The organism is Octadecabacter arcticus 238 (genome assembly GCF_000155735.2).
Taxonomy (GTDB): Bacteria; Pseudomonadota; Alphaproteobacteria; order Rhodobacterales; family Rhodobacteraceae; genus Octadecabacter; species Octadecabacter arcticus.
Genome location: NC_020908.1, coordinates 2,551,073 through 2,574,658, shown reverse-complemented (window position 1 = coordinate 2,574,658; position 23,586 = coordinate 2,551,073). Strand labels below are relative to the sequence as shown.

Here is a 23,586-nt window from a genome sequence, read left to right as displayed (position 1 = left end):
GTTGTTGATTTGAACGCCTAAAAGGCGCTTGAAGATCAACTTGAATTGCCCAACCAAGGGGCCAGCGAATGCTGGCGCTGTTTTTTGGGCGTCTATTAAATATCGGGCTCAGTTAGTATACCATTGCATACAAGTAAGCTTGCCGCGGGCCGGCCCGACAGTGCTATCTGAGATTCGGCGTTCAAGCTATTGATGACACCTAAATTGCGAGAAAAACATGAGCTTGTACACAGATCACCTCGATGAAATTGGAACGCTCAAGGCACAGGGCCTGATCCTCGGTCGGACGCCCAGCATTGAAGAGTAAAAGGCAGCCCTGGAAGGGATCGACCTAACCAAGTTCGCCCCGCCTTTGGAGGCCCCTTCGGCTACGAAATCGGCTCATTTTTGTGGCTTGAGAAAACAGAAACCTAGGTCTTTGGCGCGACATTTGTCGTAGCCCGTGACCCAAGGCAGCAGCTTTATCGCCAAGTCAAATTTTGCAGTGGCTAATTTTTAACGGTGCGAATTGCAAAAAGGTAATCTTCAATCGCTTTTGCGGCACGATCCAGATTCTCATCTAAGGATCCAAAACGCGTGCGTATTTTCTGATAAACAGGGTCCGTTTTGTCCAACGAACCGATAAACGCTTCAATGGTAGCCTGATCCGAAATCTGTTGTAACTCACCAAAAATATCTAAACCCTCGGCAAATACGGCGGCTGGTTTTCCGGAGTAAATACAATCTAAAACGGTCGTTGATGTCGGCGAAATCATGGCATCACAAAGGTCAATTGCATCGTGAATGGACGCCTTGGCCAGCGGGCCAGAATAGTAATGCGAGAACATGACATTCGGGTGGGTATCGGCCAGTATTTTATCATGGTTGCGGTGATTTTTACGCACTTTTCCGCGATGTGAGCGGATAACGATTCCAACATCGGGATGTTTGCTGAGGAGGGCATCCATCAAGTTGTAGAAATGCGCAATACTATTGTCGGAATAGCGCCCCATACCCCAGCGAAAGGATTGGCAAACCAACAGCCGCTTGGGATGGCGGGCGACCCAGTCGTTTACTTCAGGGCCCCACGTCTTTCTTGGGAGGGTGTTTTTCTTTGTAAAACCAACTACTTGGCCGCGTTCGGCACTTTCTTCCTCAATGAACTTGATATTCTCACCCAACTCCTCCCAGAGCAAAATCTTTTGGGAGTAGTAGTTCATGCGCAGCCCCTTCAAGGAACCATTTATGCCCAACTGATAAGCGCCATGTTGAAGGAAAATGCTTTGCTGACCTGTCTTGCGGATATGCGCACCGCGCTGTTTACGGGTTGTTGAATCCCAATTTGGATCCGCAATCGTCAGAACCGCATCCGCAGCATTGATATCCTTTTTGTAGAACAATTTCATGCGCCATTTGGACATCGGTTCGGGCATAAAACCTTCGTCATGAAAGGCGCGGGCGAGTCTGGGTTCTTTGCGAAGCAGCTTTGAATAAACCTGCGCCTGCACCTTAACCTTACCCCGTTTATGAAGTCGGGCGAGAACCGGAAAAGTACTCTCAACATCGGGCATTCCGTTTAGATAGGCTAAAAGGGTCGGTCTATTCGGCATTCAGAGACTCCGTCAGGCTGAAATAATTCTGTCTTATCAAGATGAACAACATAAACTGCGTCATCCTGTTTGTTATTATGCGCTGCGCCAGGTTCTTTACCTTCAAGTTTGCCATCAATGCCAAACATCAGTAGCCTCTCACATCAATTGAATTTGGAACTGAACAGCAATGCTTATAACAATCAAGGGCAGTATTTTAGGTATCATTCTTTTGGGCAGGCCCTGTCAGAAGGGAATAGTGAGCTAGGCGGAAGTTTGGGTGTTGGCGGGATTTCAAGGGGACCATAGGCTCCAGTTTGGCTGTTCGTCGTCAAGGTTTTTGGAACCAAAGGCGGCTTAAACTAAGAGAGAGTTCGGCTCATCTGATTTTTGCATTATGCGGCGCGTTGACTGTGATGCAAGCGCTGGGCTTCGAGTGTCTTTCGTTTGATCCTTTCCCTTTGTTGGAGAATGGCTTTGTCACGGCCGAAGTAGACGTCAGACGGCGTGCAGTAGCCCGCGCCAAGCAACATCACGGTGGGAGCCAACTACCTATTAGTTAAGAAGCCCGTTCAAAAGGTTTCACCGGGTAGACTGTCACCAGTCTGTCATGGTGCTGCCTGCGCAACGGCATGTCCGCATAGGCCCAGACCATGGATCAGGCGCTGCTCTGCTTCCCCAACTGTCAGGGGTATATGGCTAGATGTATATATGGCAGGGTTTTCCGACATGGTAGAAGCCCCTTTTGGGCCCAAAGTGGTAGGATTTTCCGACATTTGAACTTCCAAAGGTTGGATTTTCCGACACCCCCTGTTTGATTTTCCTGCCATGAGATGTTGGATTTTGCTACGGGGGGGGGGGCGGGGTGTAGGACGCCACTTCATGAACTCTCTGGCCGCTGGTTTGCTTTCGTAAGCCAGTTCCGTCAGACGGTAATGGGCGCTTTGCCCTATTCCGTCTGGCCCCAAGCAATGCCCTTTTGTCACCACAATGAAGCCGCGCTCGATCAAGTCGTTGAAATAGCGTGATGCGGTGTCTCTGCCCACGTTCAACGCCTTTGCAGCGTCTCGGTGGCTCAGAAAGAGTTGACCATTATTCCCGCCATTGAAGCGACGCTTAAGTTCGATGTACAGGGCGGAACGTGTCAACGACTTTGAGACAGTGGCTTTTGGACTTTAGGCTTGGGTTTCTTCGGTTGGTTTTGGTGGGTTGATCCAGACGGGGGTCGGGATTTGAGGCGGTTTTGGTGGTTTGTGTACGAAGCGTTCGGGCGTGGCGAGGAATGCCGCGTCTAGTGTTGCTTGTCGCGCGGTGTAGATTTCTTGGGCCTGCCCAAAATGGATTTGGTCGGGCGTCATCAGACCAATCCCGGCGTTATGATGGTCTTGGTTATACCATGCAAAGAACCTGCGGCAGAATGCGCGAGCCTGCTCGATGGTTTCAAAGTTCTTGGGGAACTCTGGCTGATATTTCAGTGTTTTGAAGTGGGCTTCGGAGAACGGGTTGTCGTTTGAGGTGTGGGGCCGACTGTGGGACTTGAGCACACCAAGATCAACCAGCATCAGGGCTGTCGTCTTTGCCTTCATGGGCCCACCGCGATCTGCATGCAATGTCAGCTGATCGCGTGGAACCTCGTGTTTTTCCATCGCGTCGATGAACAGCTCTTTGAACTGGCTGGCGCTCTCCGCGTGCTCGACGCGCCAGCCAACAACGCGGCGGCTGAAGATGTCGAGGATGACATAGAGATAGAAGTAGGACCATTTCACCGGGCCCCTCAGCTTGGTGATGTCCCAAGACCAGACCTGATTGGGGGCTTCAGCTAGAAGTTCAGGCTTTTGATAGACGGGATGTGTGCTCTGTCGGCGGCGTTCGCCAACTTCGCCCTGCGCGGCCAATATCCGATACATCGTGCGGATTGAACACAGATAGGTGCCTTCATCCAGCAAGGTGGCAAAGACCTCTGTGGGCGTCTGATCCGCAAAGCGGGGTTCGCGCAGGTGGTGCAATACCTGGTCTCTTTCCCTTTCCGGCAGAGCCCGCGAAGACGCTGCGCGCGGTGGGCGTGTGCGTGGTGGTGCCGTCAGCGCCGCACGCTGTCGAAGAACGCTCGCGTGCGATAATGATAGCGCGGCGCAGACAGCCGAGGTCAAGCCGCTGCCGGTGGGCAATGCAATCGCGACGGCCATCATGATTTGCCGCTGCGCTCTTGCGTCTGCTCCATCTCGTCCAGAAGTCCCGCCACTTTTTTTTGGATGGCAATGATGGCTTCCGCCTGATCCAGACGGCGCCGCAAGGCTGTCACCTCACGGTTGGCCTTGGCCAGCTCAGCTTGCAATGGATTGGCAGGTGCCTTTTGTGGGCCACGGCGCATTGGCTGCAATGCACCCAATGTGCCGGCCGCCCGCGCACGGCGCCAATCGGTCAGTGCAGAGGAATAAAGCCCCTCCCGCCGTAGAATGGCGGAAACCCCGCCAGTGTCTGCCACTTGGTCCGTCTCATCCAGAATGCGCAGTTTGTATTTGGCTGTGAAGTTGCGTCGCTTCGGGATGCTCGTCAGTTCCGCTGTGGGAGCCAACGGCGCATTAACAACGCGGGGAGGCGACGTCGGGGCCAAAACGGCTCCAGATCCAGCATCTGGCGAAAGTGGTGATTGTGAAGGCATAACCATGGGTTCGTTCTCCTACGCCCTCAAGTGTAAACTTTAGCCAGTCAATTGTCTCACGCTTATTGGCACGGAGGGGTACGCACTTGGTCGGTGGGTTCATCGCCAACGGCCTAATGAAGCAGCATTGCCTGCTGAGAGGCGCCAAAGGTTGGATAACTTGGGCTTTGTGTGGGACGCACGTGCTGTGGCTTGGGACGAGGCTTTCAGCAAGCTGGTGCTGTTTAAAGCTCGTGAAGGCCACTGCAAGGTTCCCAGAGGACACACGGAAGAGGGCTTTGCTCTTGGAAATTGGGTGGCCAGACAACGATCAAATAGTGAGGTGCTGACTAATGACGAGCTGACTGCAGAACGATTGCAGAGATTGGATGAACTAGGCTTTGTTTGGGACGTAATTACTGCGGCGTGGGAAGCGGGTTTCAGTGCGCTGCTGCAGTTCAGAGACCGTGAAGGCCACTGCAGGGTTCCCCAAGGTTACAAGGAAGATGGATTCAATCTTGGAACGTGGGTTGGCAATCAACGGATAAGATTTGAGGCTTTGTCGAAAGGCCAGCAACAAAGATTGGATGACATAGGCTTTCCGTTGGACCCACATGCTGATGATTGGGAGAAGAGTTTCAGTATGTTGCAGCAGTTCAAGGACCGTGAAGGTCACTGCAATGTTCCACAAGATTACAAGGAAGACGATTTAAGGCTTGGCCAGTGGGTTAGTGTACAACGCAACAGAAATAATGAGGCCTTATCTGGCGAGAGGTTCAAACGATTGGATGAATTAGGCTTTGTGTGGGACGCAATAGTTGCGTTTTGGGAAGAAGGCTTCAGCAAGCTGAAAAAGTTCAAAGACCGTGAAGGCCACTGCAGGGTTCCCACGAGGCACACGGAGGATGGTTTTGCGCTTGGCAAGTGGGTTGGCAGACAACGGACAGTAAAAGAGGGGCTGTCTGCTGAGAGGCGCCAAAGGTTGGATGATTTAGGCTTTGTTTGGGACGGAAACGCTGCTGCTTGGGACGAGAGTTTCAGCAAACTGGTGCTGTTCAAAGCTCGTGAAGGCCACTGCAAGGTTCCCAGAGGACACACGGAAGATGGCTACAGACTTGATAAATGGGCCAGTAGACAACGCGTAGCAAAAGAGGTTCTGTCTGCAGAGCGACGCCAGAGGTTGGATGACATTGGCTTTGTTTGGGACGGTCGCAAAGGCTAAGGTCAATTGAAAGACCAGCCATCCTACCACTTAAAAAATTCGAAATTTTTCGCCGTTACCCTAGGAAAAGCAAGCAATACCCAAAATATACAATCATTTCCGTTTAGTTCTGTCGTTACTTACAAGATCGATCACTTGGAGCTCCTTGCCGCCATTCGCTGCAGGAAGCACCAAGGTCAGCAATGGGCCGGTAGCCGCATTGTTGCAGTGTCTTGCAGTGAAATCCGTGGACCACGGTCCGTGTTCCTTGCAAATCAGGTACTTGATCCACGGATATAGGTAAAAATGGTGCCGATAAGAGTGGTTCGATGCCTTGCCAGGGACCTTGGTCCGAGTGCAATCATGCAATAACAATATGTTAGCAGCCCACAAGCACGACGCAAGTGCCTTGTTTTGGTGCCTCAAGACTGAGGCTGTAGGGCAAATGCGTTCTTGGTAAGGGGAGGCCTGACCTCAAGCCGATTTGTGCAACAAAGCCCCTCCATGACGAATTCCCCCCCCACCTTCACAACTGGGCGTTGGGATGGTTAGGTTCCCAAAAGCATTATGAAGGACCAAGCCATGAACCACCTGCATTCCCTCGTACTCGCCATTACCCTGTTAGTTGGAGGCGTTTCTGTCGCTACAGCGCAGGACTTCAATAAAGGCTTTGAGGCTGCTCAATCAGGTGATTTCGAGACAGCATTGCAGGAATGGCGCCCATTAGCTGAACAAGGCAATGCTTCTGCCCAATACAATCTGGGAGTGGCGTACCGTAACGGCGAAGGCGTCCCTCAAGACGATGCTGAAGCTGTGCAGTGGTTTCGCCTAGCTGCTGGGCAAGGTGAACCAGACCGGGTTTACCGGAGACGGTTTAGTTTCTATTCTGCAACTATAGTAACAGTGTTCAGGCTGTCATAGAAGTTCCTTTCTGCTTGTGCTGGAGCGATGTATCCGATGGGTCCAAAACGGCGTTCGTGATTGAACCAGTGAACACCTGCACAGCGCCATCCGCTTCGTCACGCCGAATGCGCGCCACGCAGGCCACGATCATGCAACGCTCACAAATCGTGCCAATCTCTATGCAACTGCTCGCGCGCAAAACCCGCAACGCTGGTCAAGAAAAACCCGAAACTGGCAACCCGCAGGTCCCGTCTGGTTGAACCCAGAAAACGAAACCAGCGCCCCTGAAATCAGCGACGCCGCATGAAATCGGCGGACAACACCTTTGACAAACACCGATTGTCTCGGCCATCGCGTTGTCGTAGCTGTCACCAACGCTGCCGACTGACGGATCGATTTTGGCTTCTTCAAGGCGCTCTGTGTATTTGATCGACAAGTATTGAACGCCTCTGTCGCTATGATGAATAAGGGTCTTTGGATCTGGTTGACGCGCAGCTAGCGCTTGATCCAGAGCATCGAGCACCATCTGGGCATTGGGAGAGGAAGAGACCTTCCAGCCAACGATGTAGCGCGCGAAGACATCAATGATGAACGCGACATATACAAAGCCGACGGCGGTTCTGACGTAGGTAAAGTCAGCAACCCACAAGATGTTTGGTGCTGGTGCCTTGAACTTTCGGTTCACCTTGTCTTCAGGGCACGGCAAGGCAGGGTTACTCTTCGTGGTTGTCACATCACCGCGTGTAATTCCCTGTATTCCCATGCTTTTCATGAGGCGAACAACCGTGCAACGGGCGACTACAGTGCCCTCGTCGAGCAAGTCATGCCAGATTTTCACGGCCCCATATCGCTTCCTGCTCTTCTCCCAGTAGATGTGGATCTTGGTCATTAAGAAGGTATCGCGCTTTGCGCGGGCAGAGGCCTTCTCAGGATCAAGCTCAATCGATTTGTGGTGGTAATATGTGGATGGCGCGATCGGCAAAACCTTGCAAATCGCCACGATGCTCACGATGGTCGTCTATGAACATGATCATCTCTTCCATAGGCGGTCGAGGTCCGCCGCCGCGAAAAAAGCTGACGCCTTACGAAGAATGTCATTGGCCTGGCGCAGCTCACGGATCTCGCGCTGAAGCTCTTTCATCTGCGCGCACTCAGACTGTGTCAAACCTTCCCGATCACCGGTTTCAACCGCCTGCTTGTTGACCCAGTCCCGAAGCGTTTCGGGGCTACATCCTATCTTCTTCGAAATCGATCTGAAGCACTCAGATCGCGTCCGATAATCCGCTTCATTCTCAAGCGCCAAACGCTTTGCGCGCGCACGCACTTCTGTCGAAAAACGGTTCCCTGAATTTCCTTTTGTCATGACTTACCTTCCAAGCTTTATGCTCTCCGGTAAACTCGGTCTGGTTCACAACGCTTATCCTCCGTTTGCCTGACCATACGGGTGGGCAGCAATATCGATGGAGCCGCAAGGCGTGGTACTTCTTGGAAGTTCAAGGCAAAATTCGAGACCAAAAAGTATACAGATTGTTGACCTCTTGGCTCAAAGAGAATACATTAATCTAATCATCTTAGAAAAGGAATTTACCCTCATGTCGGACAATTATGATGATAAAAGCGTCTCAGTGGGCAGTCCCCAAGTGGCGAGCAATAGGATGTTGGGGGCTTACTCGCAATTGAAAGAGGCCATACTTCAAGGCGCTTTTACTCCTGGATCAAGGGTTTCTCAGGTAATGATAGCTGAACAGCTAGGGCTTAGCCGTACGCCCGTAAGGGAGGCGTTGCGGCTGATCGAGAAGGAAGGCCTTATCTCCTGTGAGCGTGGGAGGCAGGTGGTCATTTCCAATACGTCAATGGCGGATCTCGATGAACTGTATGCACTTCGAATTAAGTTAGACACCACAACTGTCCGTATGTCTGTTCTCCATCTCACTGACGAAGACATCACTGAAATGGAGGATTGCTTGGCGATCATGGGCGCCAATGACCCCTCAGAGAATTATCTCGAATTTGACGAGGCGCACCGACAGTTCCACATGATTGCCATTCAAAGTGCCGGTGCGAGACATATCCAGTACTCAACTCAACTCAACGAGCACGCAGAGCGCTACCGGAGGATCTACATCGGTCAAACGAGTTCTTATGACCGCTCACGTTTTGAGCATGAGGCCATCCTCGCGGCCTGCCGAAAGCGGGATGCCGAAAGCGTGGCCTGGTTGCTGGCTGAGCACTATGCTCGTATCGCACTCATAATCACAGCTCAGGTAGAGCCACAGTTTGAGCCGCGACTGGTACGCTCGGCGGTTGCTATCGCGTTGGAAGGCCGACCGGGGTCGACCTGTGAGCACAACGTGGAGATGCAGGCCGCCGAGGTTGACATACTAAGGCGACCCAAAGGTGGATCCACTTCCGCCGTTAAGACTGGAAAGGGGTCTAAATCATGAAGCGCCACAAAATCGCAATCATTGGATCGGGCAACATCGGCACCGACCTGATGATAAAGGTCAAGCGTCTTTCAGAAACGCTTGAAGTCGCGGGTCTCATCGGGATCGACCCTAAGTCGGATGGCATTGCCCGTGCGCAACGTTTGGGCATCGCCGTATGCTGCAGTGGGCTTGGAGACTATCTTGCCTCAGAGGCATCGGAAGGTGTCGCATTGGTCTTCGACGCTACAAGTGCTGGCGCCCATGCCCAGCACGATTCAATATTGGCAGATCGGGGTATCAGGAGGGTTGACTTAACGCCGGCGGCCATCGGCCCTTTCATCGTACCATCGGTCAACCTAGATTCTAACCTAAGTGCGCCAAACGTCAATATGGTCACCTGTGGTGGGCAAGCGACGATTCCTATTGTCGCGGCCATATCGGCCGTCGCGCCGGTGCGCTACGCTGAGATCATAGCTGCCATCGCGTCGAAATCTGCCGGGCCCGGCACCCGCGCCAACATTGATGAATTCACCGAGACGACGTCGAGGGCGATCGAATTGGTAGGTGGCGCAGAGCACGGCAAGGCGATAATCATCCTCAATCCCGCAAACCCGCCGATTACGATGCGCGACACGGTTCTGTGCCTGTGTGAAAGGGCAAACCACGACGAAATCCGAGCCTCAGTGCTCGAGATGGTCGCGCAGGTAGCAGATTACGTTCCAGGCTATCGGCTCAAACATGAGGTCCAGATCGAGGAGGTGGGAGACAACGCGCCTTTGGTTTTGGCCGATTATGACATGCGGTTTACCGGTCTGAAGGTCAGCGTGTTCCTCGAGGTCGAGGGGGCCGCGCACTACCTGCCCTCCTATGCGGGCAACCTAGACATTATGACCTCCGCCGCGCTCAGGACAGCCGAACGGATACTATCAAAGGGAGCGGTAGGATGAGCATCTATTTACAGGACGTCACGCTACGCGATGGGATGCACGCCATCCGTCACCAAATCACACCCGAACAGTTGGGCAGGATTGTCGCTGCGCTCGATGCTTCGGGCGTCGATGCCATCGAGGTGGCGCATGGCGACGGGTTGGCCGGATCGTCGCTGAACTATGGATTTGGGTCGAACGGCGACCGAGCGTGGATTGAGGCCGCCGCTGAGAATTGCAAGCGAGCTAAGCTAACTACGCTGCTGCTGCCTGGCATCGCGACGATCGAGCACTTGAAAATGGCCGCCGCTATGGGGGTGACCTCCGTACGCGTCGCAACGCATTGTACTGAGGCCGACATTTCCGCCCAGCATATCGAGGCTGCGCGTAATCTGGATATGGACGTGTCCGGTTTTCTTATGATGTCGCATATGTCCACCCCTGCCGACCTCGCACTTCAGGCTAAGCTAATGGAAGGGTTCGGCGCGCATTGCGTCTATGTCACCGATTCCGGCGGTGCATTAACCATGACGGGCACCGCCGAGCGTATCCGGGCCTACCGCGACAAGCTCGACCCCGGCACCCAGATCGGGATTCACGCCCATCAGAACCTGTCGGTCTCCGTCGCCAACAGTATTGTTGCCTTGCGGGAGGGCGCGACCCGCGTCGACGCCTCGCTATGTGGCATGGGAGCAGGAGCTGGAAATACACCCATCGAAGCGCTCGTTGCGGTCATGGAACGTGAGGGGCTTAAACATGGTGCTGACCTCTTCGCGCTGCAGGACGCCGGCGAAGACCTTGTCCGTCCGTTGATGGACCGACCCGTACAAGTGGACCGTGATACGATTTCGCTGGGCTACGCTGGGGTCTATTCCAGCTTTCTACGACATGCTGAAACAGCGTCCGAGCGCTACGACGTGGACGTACGCTCCCTGCTTGTGGAACTTGGTCAGCGGCAGATGGTCGGTGGACAGGAAGACATGATCGTTGATGTTGCCATCGAGATGTCGAGGTCTCAGACATGAGCGGGGGCAAGAAGCAGCCACTGCGATCGCGCCAATGGTATCAGGGCAATTCCAAGAGTGCCTTCATGCATCGGTCGTGGATGAAGAATCGCGGTGTGCCGGACGATATGTTCGATGGCCGTCCAGTGATCGGCATCTGCAATACGTTTTCCGAGATGACGCCTTGCAACGCGCATTTGCGTGGACTGGCCGAGAAGGTGAAGTTTGGTATTTACGAGGCAGGGGGGTTTCCGGTTGAGTTTCCCGTGTTGTCGCCCAGCGAGAGTCAGACCCGGCCAACCGCCATGCTCTATCGCAACCTCGCGGCGATGGACGTTGAGGAATCTATCCGGTCATGCCCCATTGATGGTGTCGTGCTGATGGCAGGCTGCGACAAGACTACACCGTCCCTAGTGATGGGCGCGGCGAGTTGTGACATCCCGGCAATCCTCGTTTCTGGCGGCCCTATGCTGAATGGCGTGGTCAAGAACGAGCGCGTGGGTTCTGGAACGGCGGTCTTTCGCTGGGTTGAGGAACTCAATGCTGGGACTATGAGTGAAGAGGATTTCCTCGCCGCAGAGGCCGGTCACGCGCGTTCCGCTGGATCCTGCATGACCATGGGCACAGCGTCGACCATGGCAGCGATGGTCGAGGCGATGGGTCTGGGCTTGTTCCAGAACGCCGCCATTCCGGCCGTTGATTCGCGCCGTGCGCAGCTGTCGCAAATGGCAGGACGGCGCATCGTCGACCTGACACGTGCACGTACGACTATCGGTGATATCCTGACGCGCGAGGCATTTGAAAACGCAATCCGTGTTAATGCCGCCATCGGTGGATCCACAAATGCCGTGCTGCATCTCATTGCCATAGCGCGGCGCATGGGAGTGGATCTGAGTCTCGACGATTGGGACCGGCTAGGTCGCGGCGTACCAACCATCGTCGATCTGATGCCATCAGGGCGCTTTTTGATGGAAGACTTCTACTACGCGGGTGGCCTTCCGGCGGTGATGCGGATCTTGGGAGAGCACAATCTGCTCCATCGCGAGGCCCTCACCGTGAGCGGTGGCACTGTCTGGGATCAGGTCGAAACGGCGGAGGTCTGGAACGAAGAAGTCATTCGTGGCTGGGACAAACCGCTGACAGACGAGGGCGGCATCGCGGTGCTGCGCGGCAACCTCGCGCCACGCGGCGCGGTGCTCAAACCTTCCGCTGCATCGCCTGAGCTCTTCTCCCATCGCGGGCGCGCCGTCGTCTTCTCTTCGATCGAGGACTATCACGATCGGATCAATGACCCTGATCTTGATGTGGACGAGACATCCATCCTCGTGCTGCAGAACTGTGGGCCCAAGGGCTATCCAGGGATGGCCGAGGTCGGTAATATGGGCCTTCCCAAAAAGCTCTTGGAAAAAGGCGTCCGCGATATGATCCGCATCTCCGATGCGCGGATGAGCGGCACCGCCTATGGCACTGTGATCCTTCATGTTGCGCCCGAGGCGGCCGAAGGCGGGCCATTGGCCTTTGTCAGGTCTGGCGACTGGATCGAGGTAGATATTGCGGAGCGACGCCTTCATCTCGACGTAGGTGCAGACGAGTTGGATAGGCGTGCCGAGAACTTCGTTCCGAGCCTGCCGTCTGTGGCCAGCGGTTACCAGCAGTTGTATCGCGATCATGTGGAGCAGGCCGATTTGGGATGCGACTTTGATTTCGCCGATGCATCTTGTGCGCTTTCCCCGCAGCGAGTGAGCCACTGATGTCGCGTATCCTAATCGTCACCGGAGGGTCGCGAGGCATCGGGGCTGCAGCAGCACGCGCCGCCGCGCGTGACGGCTGGCACGTAGTACTCACTTACCGTAGCGGCAAGGCAGAAGCGCAGGTCGTAGTTGACGAAATTGTAAGGCTGGGTGGCACAGCAGAGGCACGGTATACGGACGTCGCGAAAGAAGGTGACGTAGCCGCGCTCTTCGATCACGTTACCGAGCAATACGGACGTCTTGACGGGTTGGTCAACAATGCAGGTATCCTGCCACCGGTAAGTTGCTTTGAGGAGATAGACCTTGCGCGCTGGACCCGGACGTTCTCCATCAACGCCACAGGCCCGTTCCTGTGCTGCCGCGCTGCGGTCGGGCTGATGGCTAAGCGTCATGGCGGTGAGGGCGGGTCAATCGTCAACGTATCCTCAATGGCCGCTTCTCTGGGTGCGCCCAATGAATTTATCGACTACGCGGCCTCCAAGGGTGCAATAGAAACGTTGACCGTCGGCCTCTCGAAGGAGTTTGGTGTGGATGGCATACGCGTTAACGCTGTGCGGCCTGGACTAATTGCAACCGAGATCCACGCTTCGGCAGGCGATGCAGCTCGAGTCGAGAGGCTGGCCTCGGGCGTGCCACTGGGCCGGCCTGGGAGCGCGGAAGAGACGGCGGAGGCCATCATTTGGCTACTGTCGGATGCCTCGAGCTATGTTACTGGCTGCTTGATGCCCGTTAGCGGCGGTCGCTGAAATTACACCGAAAAGGAACTAGTCAATGACCGTCATCGTCAACCATACTGGAATCACCGTAAAGAACCTCGATCGCGCTGAATCGATGTTCCGTGACCTCTTTGGCTTTTCCACCATCTCGCGTGCTCCGCGCGATCCCGCAATCATTGAGGCGGTAATCGGAGTGCCCGGCGCTGAGGTTGAGATTGTCTATATGCAGAACGGTCCGGCTCGGATTGAATTGCTAGCCTATTCAGCACCCAATGATCGAAAGGACTATCGGCCGCGCCCGGTCGATCTAGGATCATTACACATGGCCGTCAATGTGACAGACATGGATGAGATCGCCGAGAAGGCGTTGGCCTGGCCGATGGACCGGGTGGGCCACGAGGTACGCATCGACGCAGGACCGAACGAGGGGGCACGGATCGCCTATTTTCGCACACCCGAGGAGGGATTGATCATTGAGTTAATCCAGTTACCGGAGGGCGGGGCAAGCTGAGAGTTAAGTCCGTCAACTGCCCTAAGGGGCCGACTTCACCAACTTCTCTGTGTCTTCCCGCTGCCCCCATTCGTGCCAAGAGCCGTCGTAGAGTTTCCAGTCTCTGTGCCCAATTTCTTCAAGCATAAAGCCAAGGATCGAAGCTGTGACGCCCGAGCCGCAGGTTGTAAGGACCTGGCCGGAAAGCTCGGCGCCGCGCGATTCGAAGATACTACGTGCCTGTTCTCGCGAAACAAAGCGATGCGAAGGTGCAGGCTCGAAGAATAGCTGCCAAGGCGTGCTGATAGCGCCGCGCATGTGGCCGGATGCGACGCCGGGATAGCCCGAGCCTTCGTGGCCGTCAAACTTGGCTGCAGTTCGTGCGTCGACGATCACGGCATTGCCATTAATCCCTGCATCGCGAACCTCGTCGAGGGATGCTACGCGGCCTGGAATGATGTTCGCTTTGAAGTCCCGACGGGTAGCGGGGACGGGTTCGCTTGTTTCTAGATTCTGCCCGTCAGCGATCCATTTGCGCAGGCCACCGTTGAGTATGCGCACGCGGTCATGGCCGAAGGTGCGGAACATCCACCATAGTCTGGCAGAGACATAACCTGCGTCATAAATGATGACATCGGTAGTGTCGCCGATGCCCAAACCACCTACAACCGACTCGAACTGTTTGGCGCTCGGCAGCATATTCACATAATCAGAACTCGGATCGGAAATTTCCATTAAGTCTACGAAACGCGCGCGGGGTATGTGACGCTCGCGAAAATCGTCAATCGCCTGCTTGCCAGATTCGGGCAGATACCAGGAGCAGTCGAGGACCACCCTGTCGGCCTCAACATCATCTCGTAGATTGCGGGCTAGCACCTCAGTCTCGATCAGCCAGTCACTCATGATGCGCGCTCCTATCGCTTGATTGCCGGGCGGCGGGGTGCTTCGACCCAACTCGCTCCGGTCATCACACCGCCGTCGATAATAATGTTCTGTCCGGTCAGGTAGCGCGTCGCGGGAGCCACGAGGTAGAGCGTCGTGGTGACGAGGTCCTCCGGTGTGGCCATCCTCCCCTGCGGAATGTAGTTGGCGAACCATTCCGCGCGGTAGTCGTCGTCCCAAAGCTGGCGCGTGAATTCTGTTTTCACGAAACCCGGCTCGATGGAGTTAACTTGGATTCCGTCAACAGCCCATTCGTGCGCCTGACTCCGTGTAAGCGACGTGACTGCGGCCTTGGTAGCCGCATAGACCGAGATCGTGTCGAAAGAAACATTAGCAGAGAGAGAGCTGAAGTGCACGATCCGCCCACCGCCCTGTGCCTTCATTACCCTATGCACGGCCTTGGACATAAAGAACACTGAGCGCATGTTTACCGAGGTGATGAGGTCGAAGTCTTCCTGTGTAACTTCATTTATGGGCTTGCGCCGGTTGGCGCCCTGAAGATTGACGAGGATATCGATGCGTCCGGTTTGTAGGACGGCGTCGTTCACAAGTTCCGTGGCCGCTTCCTCTGTGCTAAGATCCATCTGCATACCCATGAAGTCAAATCCCCTGTTGGCAAAAAGCTCAGAGACTTCATCAAGTCTGTCCTGGGAAAGGTCATGGACAATCACTGTTGCACCAGCTTGGGCCAACGCAATCGAAATTTCCCGGCCGATTGCGCCCGCGCCGCCCGCGACGAGGGCGGTTTGGCCTTTCAACGAGAATAGATCCTCTAAGTAGGTAGTCATTTGTTATCTCCCCATCTGGATGCCAATAAAAAATCGAAATAGTTTCAATGTCTATCAGAAGTGCATGACTGGCATACAGTCAACTAAAATCTGCATACAGTTTGCATGGATGTCGATCAGATATGAGTTCATTTTTACACCATTTTGGCGGAAATAAAAGAAAGGCTTGCAGGATTTGCTTAATTGTGTGAGCGTAATCGCACTGTAATGTATGCAGATTGCTACTCTGATAAAAAAATTCTGGGAGGAATGCTACAATGTTTAAACGCACATTCATGTTGACGGCTACAGCCGTAATCGCCGCAGTAGGACTAAGTGCGCCAGTCAGCGCTCAGTCAGAAGAGGAGGTAACACTTCTCGTTTCACCGCTGTCTTTCGCCTTTCCGCACTTCGTCTTTATGGTGGAGCAAATGGAGGATGAGGCCGCGCTTATTGGAAATGTAAATATCATAGTCGCCGATGGTCAACTTTCGTCACCCAAGCAGATCACCGACATCGAGGCGGCAATTGTGCAGGGGGTCGATGGGATCATCGTCGCACCAACGGATGCTGATTCCCTAGCTGGTGCGGTCCGGATGGCAATCGAAAACGGCATCCCAGTCGTAACTGTTGACCGCCCAGTGAATGGCGTCCCAGATGTCTTGGCCAACGTAGCGGCCGACAACTATATTGGGGCAGTGGCTCAGGGTGAGCAGGTAATTGCCGATTTCCCTGAGGGTGCTACTATCGTGAATCTACAAGGCATTCCTGGCGACAAAACGGCTAATGATCGTAATGGCGGCGCGCATGAAGCGCTCGATGCGGCGGGCGACAGCTACATATTTGTTTCCGAACAAGCGGCTAACTTTAGCCGTGACGAAGGTTTGTCGGTCACCGAGAATATCCTCACAGGTCTCGGCGATGCGCCGGCGGTCATCATTGCGGCCAATGACGACATGGCGCTTGGCGCAGTGCAGGCGGTCGAAGCTCGCGGGTTGACCGGTCAGGTCGCGATATACGGCTATGATGGATCAAAAGACGCGCTGCGTGCTGTGCGAGACGGAACCCTTGCAGGGACAGTTGATCAGTTTCCAGGTGAACAAGGTCGAACTGCGGTCCGGATTCTAGTGGACCACATTCGCAATGGCACTGTGCCCGAAAGTGACAACATCCTTTTGGCTCCTATCGCAATCACCTCGGCAAATCTCGACATGGCCGAGCGTATCAGCCTGATTGGCGAGTAAGCTAATCATGCTGGACATCAAACCCAAACCAGCAAAAGATCCAGTACCGGGGCGCGACACGAGCTCCGGTGCGATCGTGCTTGAGGCGGACCGACTGACAAAGAGATTCTTCGGCGTCACGGTTCTCGACGGGATTTGCCTATCACTCAAAAAGGGAGAGGTCCGCGCGCTACTCGGTGAGAACGGAGCTGGTAAGTCGACTGTTATCAACTTGCTATCCGGCGTTCATCAACCGGACGGTGGCTCGGTCCGCATGGATGGTGAGCAGATTCAATTCCTGAGCCCGCTCGAGGCCGACAGAGCGGGTATCAGCGTAATTCGACAGGAGCTCTCCCTGTTTCCTGATCTCTCGGTGGCGGAGGCAATTTTTGCGGGTCACCTCCCTATTGGACGTTTCGGACTGATCGATTGGCGTCACGTCCACAAGGCGACTGCCGAGGCCTTGGCTAGACTAGGGCTCACGATTGATGTGCGAGCGCCGGTAGCTAGTCTTTCAGTCGCCGAACAACAGATGGTCGAAATCGCACGCGCGCTAACGCGTTCGTCCCGCGTTGTCATCATGGACGAGCCGACGGCCTCACTTTCGCCAAAGGAAGTCGCCCATCTGGGCGAGATTATCGAACAGCTCGCCGCTGAGGGCGTGGCCATCCTCTACGTCAGCCATCGCCTCGACGAGGTGAATGCCTTCTGCAAAACCTTCACTGTCCTTCGAGACGGCACAGCCATCTCCGAGGGTCTGGTGAGTGAGACTGACATCCCCTCGATGATCAGAGACATGGCGGGGCGCCATATCGAGCTGAGTCGGGCCGGTGCTGACCGCACGCAGGGCGAGATTGTGCTGGAGGTCGACGGCTTGGCCTCACGCAATCGAGGACGCGGCAGCCGGATGGTCAAGAACGTGAGTTTTGCCCTGCACGCGAGCGAAATTCTTGGGCTTGCCGGCATCGTGGGTGCCGGCCGAACCGAAACGGCTCGGATGATTTTTGGTCTCGATCCAATCGGTGAGGGCCAAGTCGTGCTCGATGGCGCGCCCTTTGAACCTGCCAGCCCCGAAGCTGCAATGAAGGCGGGAATCGGGTACGTTTCCGAGGACCGAAAAGACCTGTCGATCTTGCCGCAACGATCAGTGCTGGAGAACTTCGCGCTGACTCAGCCGGTACCTGCCCGCGCCTTTGGTCGGGTCGACCGAGCGGCGGAGGGCCGGATGCTGTCTGACTACGTTTCGCAGTTGGGCATCAAGATGCAGAACGCCCGGGTGCCCATCGCAACGCTGTCGGGAGGCAATCAACAAAAAGTTGTCCTGGCGCGCTGGATTGCGCGGCAGCCTCGCGTACTCATTGTCGACGAGCCTACGCGGGGCATTGACGTTGGTGCCAAAGAGGACGTCCACGACCTGATCCGCAAAATCGCTGCCGAAGGCGTGGCGGTGCTGTTGATCTCCTCCGACATGCCGGAAATCCTAGCACTCGCCGACCGCGTGGTTACCTTGCGCGAAGGCAAAACAACCGGCGAGACGGATACGCACGAGGCCACAGCTGAGATGCTTATGGCGCGGATGACAAGCCATGATTGAGCATAATCACTTTCCATTAAGGACCAACCAACTATGATTACCGGTACTGATACCGAGGCTACCCTTGCCCGTGCCAGGCGATTTGCGCTTCTTGGCAAGCTCGCTCCACTCATTTTCTTGTTGGGTCTCGTGGTGATCTTCACCAGCCTGCAGCCCCGTTTCCTGTTGCCGATCAACCTCTTCAATATCCTGCGGCAAGTATCAATCTTCGGGATCATCGCTGTCGGTATGACCTTTGTAATACTGATCCGCGGGATCGACCTGTCGGTCGGTTCGCTGGTCGCGGTGGCAGGCCTGTGCGCTGCCGTAGTGGCTAAAGGTGGGATCGACGGCAGCTTTTCCTCGGATGGGGCAGGTTGGCACTGGTCGTTCGCAGCACTTGCGGCACTGACTGCAGGCACAGTGGCAGGACTTTTGCAGGGCATGGCGGTCGCTTGGCTGGCGGTGCCGGCCTTCGTTGTCACGTTGGGCGGGCTCACGATTTTTCGTGGAATCGCGCTGGCTATCGGGAACGGAGGCAATATCGCGGGTTTCTCGCCAGAATACGGGTGGTGGGGCACAGGCCTTGTCGGTCCTGTCCCTGTGCCATTGATTGTCTTCGCAGTAGTGGCACTCATTGGCTATCTGGTCCTTACGCAAACCCGCTTCGGTCGCTCCGTTTATGCCGTCGGTTCCAACCCCGAGGCAGCTCGGCTCTCAGGGATCAACGTCAACCGTGTCACCATCGCGACCTACGGAATTATCGGTTTTTGCGCAGGGCTTTCGGGCTTCGTGCTCTCTGCCAGGCTTAACTCTGCCGAAGCGGTAGCCGGCACTGGTTACGAACTGACCGTGATTGCGGCAGTCGTCATCGGAGGCACCAGCCTTCATGGCGGTACGGGTGGTGTGATAGGCACAGTGATCGGTGCTATCCTGACCGGAGTGCTGATCAATGGTCTCGTACTCTTGAACACGCCCCCCTACACTCAGCAGATTATGATTGGCCTGATCATCATCGCCGCCGTGGCCTTTGACGCATTCATCAAGAGGCAGAGTCGATGACAAATACTGTTTTACTTACTGGGACTCCGCGTTCTGAAGAACGTCCGCGCGTGCTTCGCGCTGGCCGGCTTGAGGCAACTTATGCCGCAGGTGCGATGCGGTGCATTCGCTGGAACAATGTTGAAATCCTACGCGCTGTCCTCTTCCTTGTCCGCACCCCCGGGTGGGGCACTCCTTCGGCGAAAATCTCCAGCCTAGAGATTGAGGAAAGCGCCAAAGCATTCACCGTCGCCTTTGAGGCGCATTATGCCGAGCCAGGCAAGGGAGTCATAGCGTCGGTTCGCATCGCCGGACTGGCTGACGGTAAGTTCAACGCACGCGCGACCATCCGCGCGGAGAGGGAATTTGAGACCAATCGTACTGGCTTCGTTATTCTGCACCCGCTAGACGGCTTCGCCGGAACTGATGTGGAGATCGAACACGCTTCCGGATCCGACGAGACGCTGAAGATGCCGCTGACGCTGTCGCCGGGACAACCGGTGAAGGACATACACGCAATCACCCATCGGCCTGCACCGGGCTTGACGATCGAAACCCGCTTCGAGGGCGATATCTTTGAAATGGAGGATCAACGGCAATGGTCGGATGCATCGTTCAAGACTTACAACCGACCCCTTGCATTGGTATCACCCTACCTCATCAGCCCCGACGAGCCGATCGAGCAATCGGTGAGCTTGACGGTCACCGGCACTGGGAAGCGGCCAGCCCCTGCGGTCACGCCTCCCAAGATCGAGGGACAACAGATGCCGTCCTACGCCCTGCCGCTTGATCGGCCCGGTGATGCGCAGCACGCGCTTAATTACGGCGACGCGGTTAAGGCGCTGGGGCCGCAAATTTTACTGCTGAGATACGATCTCACCGAGGAGACAAGTCCGGTTGACGCCGGCCCGTTGGCCAGGCTGCTTTCCCTGACGCGAGCTGACCTTGAGGTTCAAATCGTCACCGCGGCACAGGATACCGAGGCCTTGGACGCGGACATTGCGCGGGTCGCACGCGAGCTGTCTGATGCGGATGTTGAGGTCGCGCGGGTGTCCGCCTTCGCCAAGATTGATGAGAACAGCTACCAGCCCGGTCAAGAGCGCCCGCCGCACGCCGCGGAATCTGACCTCGCCGCAGCGCTTGTCAGGCATTTTCCCTCAGCCCAACTGATTGGCGGCTCGCCAGCGTTCTTTACTGAGTTCAACCGCAAACGGCCCGATACGGCGCTCTGGCAGGGCGTGACCTTCGCCACGACGCCAGTGGTCCATGCCTCCGACGACGCTTCGGTGATGGAGACGTTGCAGTCACTGCCCCATATCGCAACGAGTGCCAAGACGCTGGCAAACGGGTTGCCACTGTCGATTGGGCCCATTGGGATTGGTATGCGTTTCAACCCCTACGGCTCGGCACCCGCCCAGAACGAGCCCGAATTGCGTGAGGAAATGGCGGCCCGAGACCCGCGCCAGCGGGGTGTGATGGCCGCCGCGTGGATCGTGGGCTATCTGGCCCAGATCGCGCCCTACAGCTTCGAGCGGTTTGCCTTCGCCGCGCCAACAGGGCCCTTCGGTCTGATCTCTTCGCAGCAGGAGTATCCGCGCGCGTTCTGGGACGATCAGTCGGACGGCGCGCTCTATCCGATTTTCCACGTCGCACGCTGGTTGTCCGCTGCAGCGGGCGCACGGATCGTCGCGGCAGGGACTGAGAGCGATGTGGCCTTCATCGTTTGGGAGCGAGATGGCGCACCGGGTGCGCTCGTTGCCAACCTCACGTCTGAAACACGTGACATGCCCGATCTACCGCTGAAGGCGACAGTCGGAACCGTTCTCGATGGTGACACCGCAGCTGATCTGGCGAGGACGCCCGATCACTCGGTAACAGCCGATTGGCCCACCCGTCTCACCGCCTACGCAGTGGCCCATACCGGAGAAGTCCGATGACTGATTCTCTTAAGGGACTACTGATTGGGTGTGGGTTCTTCTCGCGCAATCACCTCCACGGCTGGGCGGAGGTCGACGGGGCGGAGATAGCTGCCGTATGCGACCTCGACGTGTCCAAGGCACAGGCTATCGCACAGGACTTCTCCATTCCTGCATGGCACGGGGATGCCTCCGTCATGAACGCTGGCGACTTTGATTTCGTCGATATCTGCACGACCATGGACACCCATGAGACGCTGGTGGCCCAAGCGGCAGCCGCAGAGATTCCCGTTATTATCCAAAAACCTCTTGGCCCAGATTTCGCCACATGCCGCCGGATCGATCAAATCTCCCGCGAGGCGGGCATACCGGTGATGGTCCACGAGAATTTCCGTTTCCAGAAACTCTTTTTAAGGTTGCGCGACATCCTTGACTCGGGCGAGATTGGCGAAACCAGTTTCGGGCGGCTCTCATGGCGCAACGACATTGATGTTTATACATCACAGCCCTATCTGCTGAAGACCGAGCGATTCATGATTATGGATGTGGGAATCCACATGCTCGATCTTGCCCGTTTCCTGATGGGCGATGCCGATGCAGTCACATGCCTTAACCAGTCGGTCAAAGAGGGCCTTGCCGGGGAAGACGCATCAACATTTCTGTTGCGCCATAAAAACGGGTCTGTAACTGCCATCGACATCAGCTATGCCAGCCATCGCACGCCCAGCCTGTTTCCACAGACCCTTGGTGTGATCGAGGGGCGCGGCGGCACGGTGCAGATTTTAGAAAACGAGGTGCTGCGTGTCCATTCCGGTGGCAATATCCGGGATGAGAAAATCGAGGACGATGGCCGCGACTGGACCTCCTCGCCATGGACACAGATTCAGGACTCGGTTCCACGCACTCAGCAACACTTCATTGATAGTCTTTGTCACGGTCGCGCTTTCCAGACTTCTGCTGAGGACAGCTTACAAACCTATGCACTCGCGGAGGCAGCCTATCGCTCGGCCGAAAGCGGGCGGCTTGTATCCTTTGATGACCTGGAGACCGCGCCATGACCCCTGATCAAACTTGCCGTGTCGGCAACACAGATCTGCGTATCCCAGTGATGGGTCTTGGGACTTGCCCTTTGGGCGGGATCTACGCCTCCATCGGAGAGCTTGAGGCACAGGCCAGTTTTGAGGCTGCCTGGGAGAGTGGACTGCGGTTCTACGACACAGCGCCGTGGTACGGGACCGGCCAGGCCGAGCATCGTACGGGTCGCGCCCTCTACGACAAGCCGCGGGCGGACTACTCGTTAACCTCTAAGGTCGGGCGCGTGCTGCGCGCGCCGCGCGATCGGGTTGCTTACACACAATCCCGTTGGGCCGATGCACTTGAATTCGAGGTCGACCATATCTTCACGTATGACGCGATCATGCGCTCTTACGAGGACAGCCTGCAACGGCTTGGGCTCAACCGGATCGACGCGCTCTACATCCACGACTTGGACACGGGGCATTTCCCCGATCCTGACGCATTCGAGGCGCGCTTCCAAGAGCTGGAACACGGGGGATACCGTGCGCTTGAAGAACTGAAATCCTCGGGCGAGATCAAGGCCATTGGCGCGGGAATTAATGAGCGCGGACTCATACCACGGTTCCTCGATGGGGCCGATCTCGATGTTTTCCTCGTGGCCTCACGCTACACTTTGTTGGAGCAGGAGATCTACAACAAGGAGATAGTACCAGCCGGCCGTCGCGGCGCCTCAATGGTGATTGGAGGGGCCTTTAACTCGGGGGTGCTCGCTACCGGCTTGACAGGTGACGCAAAGTATGAGTACGGGGTCGTGCCCACCGATATAGCCTTCCGGGTCAAGCGCTTATGGTCCATCGCCTCTGATCACGGCATCCCGCTGGCTGCCGCGGCGCTACAATTCCCACTGGCCGCGCCCGAGGTGACGTCGGTCGTGTTTGGAGCTGTGTCGCCAGAGGAAGTCAGGGCTAACATAGCGCATTTCAAACTGAAAATTCCAAACGGGTTTTGGTCGGACGTACGATCTGAAGGTCTAGTCTTGGAAGATGCAATTCTTCCAGATGGAGAGGATTGAAAATCAATGCCTCGTCTGATTTTGGCTTGGAAAAATATCTTTCGTACAGGCCCCATTGCGGCCGTGTTGCATGGATCAGGTGCGGCGCGGAACGCGACCTACCCAAGACGGAATTCAGGCGGTGCGTTGGAAGTTGGGGCGGCCAATTTCGGTCATCCGGTTAAGGATCCGGACGCCAATCTTGGCCTCTGTCAACACCTGCGGCCGGCATGCTGATGCCGCATGAAACCACTGTTACAGACGGTGTCGCGACAATGCCCCACGCCGGGGTCCCTGTAACAACGCCAATTTGTGGCTTACTCGAATGACAAAACACTCCTCATCTCGCTACATCAAACCTGGCCCGGGGTTGCTGCACCATCTTGCCCAGGCCCATGGACCGGGAGCCAAGCACCACGGGCCCCGGACA

19 protein-coding genes, 2 pseudogenes and 1 other annotated feature are annotated in these 23,586 nt (G+C 55.9%); of the genes and pseudogenes, 15 read left to right on the top strand and 6 right to left on the bottom strand.

The features are described 5' to 3' along the window. Positions 1-488: 488 nt before the first annotated feature. Positions 489-1,589, bottom strand: coding sequence for a glycosyltransferase family protein (locus tag OA238_RS13395; RefSeq protein ID WP_015495575.1), 1,101 nt, complete (start codon positions 1,587-1,589; stop codon positions 489-491). A 1,154-nt stretch (positions 1,590-2,743) separates the two neighbouring features. Further along, positions 2,744-4,236 (bottom strand): IS3 family transposase gene (locus OA238_RS13385; protein WP_085982763.1). Its coding sequence is split into 2 segments (ribosomal slippage): positions 2,744-3,786 and positions 3,786-4,236, totalling 1,494 coding nucleotides; the frame shifts between segments, so codons are not numbered across the junction. Between the two features lie 58 nt (positions 4,237-4,294). On the opposite strand from OA238_RS13385, the pseudogene OA238_RS35050 reads away from it, so the two are divergent. The 3 genes and pseudogenes from OA238_RS35050 to OA238_RS13370 all read left to right on the top strand — a co-directional run. Continuing rightward, a pseudogene (locus OA238_RS35050) lies at positions 4,295-4,354 on the top strand (hypothetical protein); the annotation flags it as partial. A gap of 27 nt (positions 4,355-4,381) precedes the next feature. Further along, positions 4,382-5,431, top strand: coding sequence for a helicase associated domain-containing protein (locus OA238_RS13375; RefSeq protein ID WP_044036820.1), 1,050 nt, complete (start codon positions 4,382-4,384; stop codon positions 5,429-5,431). 561 nt (positions 5,432-5,992) lie between these two features. Further along, positions 5,993-6,331 (top strand): tetratricopeptide repeat protein, encoded by a 339-nt coding sequence (locus tag OA238_RS13370; protein WP_015495571.1) that lies wholly within the window; start codon positions 5,993-5,995, stop codon positions 6,329-6,331. A gap of 196 nt (positions 6,332-6,527) precedes the next feature. On the opposite strand, the gene OA238_RS35445 is transcribed toward OA238_RS13370, so the two are convergent. Both OA238_RS35445 and OA238_RS35440 read right to left on the bottom strand, forming a co-directional pair. Next, complete coding sequence (locus OA238_RS35445; protein ID WP_083906729.1) at positions 6,528-7,322, bottom strand: IS3 family transposase; 795 nt, start codon at positions 7,320-7,322, stop codon at positions 6,528-6,530. Next, positions 7,281-7,389, bottom strand: a sequence feature (AL1L pseudoknot). (Overlaps the previous gene by 42 nt.) 80 nt (positions 7,390-7,469) lie before the next feature. Beyond that, a pseudogene (locus OA238_RS35440) lies at positions 7,470-7,676 on the bottom strand (IS3 family transposase); the annotation flags it as partial. 97 nt (positions 7,677-7,773) lie between these two features. Between OA238_RS35440 and OA238_RS13350 the strand changes: the two are divergent. The 6 genes from OA238_RS13350 to OA238_RS13325 are packed head-to-tail and all read left to right on the top strand — an operon-like array spanning position 7,774 to position 13,647. Further along, on the top strand, positions 7,774-8,757 hold the full coding sequence (locus tag OA238_RS13350; protein ID WP_083906728.1) for a GntR family transcriptional regulator: 984 nt from the start codon (positions 7,774-7,776) through the stop codon (positions 8,755-8,757). Next, on the top strand, positions 8,754-9,686 hold the full coding sequence (locus tag OA238_RS13345; protein ID WP_015495567.1) for an acetaldehyde dehydrogenase (acetylating): 933 nt from the start codon (positions 8,754-8,756) through the stop codon (positions 9,684-9,686). The genes OA238_RS13350 and OA238_RS13345 overlap by 4 nt, the downstream gene beginning before the upstream one ends. Further along, complete coding sequence (gene dmpG / locus OA238_RS13340) at positions 9,683-10,690, top strand: 4-hydroxy-2-oxovalerate aldolase (protein ID WP_015495566.1); 1,008 nt, start codon at positions 9,683-9,685, stop codon at positions 10,688-10,690. Before OA238_RS13345 ends, dmpG begins: the two co-directional genes overlap by 4 nt. Continuing rightward, complete coding sequence (locus OA238_RS13335) at positions 10,687-12,420, top strand: IlvD/Edd family dehydratase (RefSeq protein ID WP_015495565.1); 1,734 nt, start codon at positions 10,687-10,689, stop codon at positions 12,418-12,420. The genes dmpG and OA238_RS13335 overlap by 4 nt, the downstream gene beginning before the upstream one ends. Then, positions 12,420-13,166 carry an SDR family oxidoreductase gene (locus OA238_RS13330; RefSeq protein WP_015495564.1) on the top strand — a complete coding sequence of 249 codons (747 nt, stop codon included), beginning with the start codon at positions 12,420-12,422 and terminating at the stop codon, positions 13,164-13,166. The genes OA238_RS13335 and OA238_RS13330 overlap by 1 nt, the downstream gene beginning before the upstream one ends. Positions 13,167-13,191: 25 nt before the next feature. Then, positions 13,192-13,647, top strand: coding sequence for a VOC family protein (locus tag OA238_RS13325; protein WP_015495563.1), 456 nt, complete (start codon positions 13,192-13,194; stop codon positions 13,645-13,647). 21 nt (positions 13,648-13,668) lie between these two features. Here OA238_RS13325 and OA238_RS13320 read toward each other — a convergent pair whose 3' ends face one another. Both OA238_RS13320 and OA238_RS13315 read right to left on the bottom strand, forming a co-directional pair. Next, complete coding sequence (locus OA238_RS13320) at positions 13,669-14,529, bottom strand: sulfurtransferase (protein ID WP_015495562.1); 861 nt, start codon at positions 14,527-14,529, stop codon at positions 13,669-13,671. Positions 14,530-14,540: 11 nt separating this feature from the next. Then, positions 14,541-15,356, bottom strand: coding sequence for an SDR family NAD(P)-dependent oxidoreductase (locus tag OA238_RS13315; RefSeq protein WP_015495561.1), 816 nt, complete (start codon positions 15,354-15,356; stop codon positions 14,541-14,543). Between the two features lie 257 nt (positions 15,357-15,613). Between OA238_RS13315 and OA238_RS13310 the strand changes: the two genes are divergently transcribed. Genes OA238_RS13310 through OA238_RS13285 form a run of 6 tightly spaced genes read left to right on the top strand, consistent with a single transcriptional unit; the run spans position 15,614 to position 23,177 of the window. Then, positions 15,614-16,579, top strand: coding sequence for a substrate-binding domain-containing protein (locus tag OA238_RS13310; RefSeq protein WP_015495560.1), 966 nt, complete (start codon positions 15,614-15,616; stop codon positions 16,577-16,579). Positions 16,580-16,586: 7 nt separating this feature from the next. After that, the gene (locus tag OA238_RS13305; protein ID WP_015495559.1) at positions 16,587-18,152 is read left to right on the top strand and encodes a sugar ABC transporter ATP-binding protein; all 1,566 of its coding nucleotides are present in this window, start codon (positions 16,587-16,589) and stop codon (positions 18,150-18,152) included. A gap of 33 nt (positions 18,153-18,185) precedes the next feature. Then, a complete protein-coding gene (locus tag OA238_RS13300; protein ID WP_015495558.1) occupies positions 18,186-19,193 on the top strand; it encodes an ABC transporter permease in 1,008 nt (335 codons plus the stop codon). Continuing rightward, entirely contained in the window at positions 19,190-21,109 is a 1,920-nt protein-coding gene (locus OA238_RS13295) for a D-apionate lactonase family protein (protein ID WP_015495557.1), read from the top strand. The genes OA238_RS13300 and OA238_RS13295 overlap by 4 nt, the downstream gene beginning before the upstream one ends. Further along, entirely contained in the window at positions 21,106-22,146 is a 1,041-nt protein-coding gene (locus OA238_RS13290) for a Gfo/Idh/MocA family protein (RefSeq protein ID WP_015495556.1), read from the top strand. The genes OA238_RS13295 and OA238_RS13290 overlap by 4 nt, the downstream gene beginning before the upstream one ends. After that, a complete protein-coding gene (locus OA238_RS13285; RefSeq protein ID WP_015495555.1) occupies positions 22,143-23,177 on the top strand; it encodes an aldo/keto reductase in 1,035 nt (344 codons plus the stop codon). Before OA238_RS13290 ends, OA238_RS13285 begins: the two co-directional genes overlap by 4 nt. The last annotated feature ends 409 nt before the right edge of the window (positions 23,178-23,586 follow it).

What these genes read in the sequence shown, in the direction of transcription:
- OA238_RS13335 (WP_015495565.1), top strand. Translation starts at nt 10,687, where the DNA reads ATGAGCGGGGGCAAGAAGCAGCCACTGCGATCGCGCCAATGGTATCAG.
- OA238_RS13370 (WP_015495571.1), top strand. Translation starts at nt 5,993, where the DNA reads ATGAACCACCTGCATTCCCTCGTACTCGCCATTACCCTGTTAGTTGGA.
- OA238_RS13310 (WP_015495560.1), top strand. Translation starts at nt 15,614, where the DNA reads ATGTTTAAACGCACATTCATGTTGACGGCTACAGCCGTAATCGCCGCA.
- OA238_RS13285 (WP_015495555.1), top strand. Translation starts at nt 22,143, where the DNA reads ATGACCCCTGATCAAACTTGCCGTGTCGGCAACACAGATCTGCGTATC.
- OA238_RS13350 (WP_083906728.1), top strand. Translation starts at nt 7,774, where the DNA reads ATGGAGCCGCAAGGCGTGGTACTTCTTGGAAGTTCAAGGCAAAATTCG.
- OA238_RS13395 (WP_015495575.1), bottom strand. Translation starts at nt 1,589, where the DNA reads ATGCCGAATAGACCGACCCTTTTAGCCTATCTAAACGGAATGCCCGAT.
- OA238_RS13330 (WP_015495564.1), top strand. Translation starts at nt 12,420, where the DNA reads ATGTCGCGTATCCTAATCGTCACCGGAGGGTCGCGAGGCATCGGGGCT.
- OA238_RS13295 (WP_015495557.1), top strand. Translation starts at nt 19,190, where the DNA reads ATGACAAATACTGTTTTACTTACTGGGACTCCGCGTTCTGAAGAACGT.
- OA238_RS13300 (WP_015495558.1), top strand. Translation starts at nt 18,186, where the DNA reads ATGATTACCGGTACTGATACCGAGGCTACCCTTGCCCGTGCCAGGCGA.
- OA238_RS13345 (WP_015495567.1), top strand. Translation starts at nt 8,754, where the DNA reads ATGAAGCGCCACAAAATCGCAATCATTGGATCGGGCAACATCGGCACC.
- OA238_RS13305 (WP_015495559.1), top strand. Translation starts at nt 16,587, where the DNA reads ATGCTGGACATCAAACCCAAACCAGCAAAAGATCCAGTACCGGGGCGC.
- OA238_RS13290 (WP_015495556.1), top strand. Translation starts at nt 21,106, where the DNA reads ATGACTGATTCTCTTAAGGGACTACTGATTGGGTGTGGGTTCTTCTCG.
- OA238_RS13315 (WP_015495561.1), bottom strand. Translation starts at nt 15,356, where the DNA reads ATGACTACCTACTTAGAGGATCTATTCTCGTTGAAAGGCCAAACCGCC.
- OA238_RS13325 (WP_015495563.1), top strand. Translation starts at nt 13,192, where the DNA reads ATGACCGTCATCGTCAACCATACTGGAATCACCGTAAAGAACCTCGAT.
- OA238_RS13320 (WP_015495562.1), bottom strand. Translation starts at nt 14,529, where the DNA reads ATGAGTGACTGGCTGATCGAGACTGAGGTGCTAGCCCGCAATCTACGA.
- dmpG (WP_015495566.1), top strand. Translation starts at nt 9,683, where the DNA reads ATGAGCATCTATTTACAGGACGTCACGCTACGCGATGGGATGCACGCC.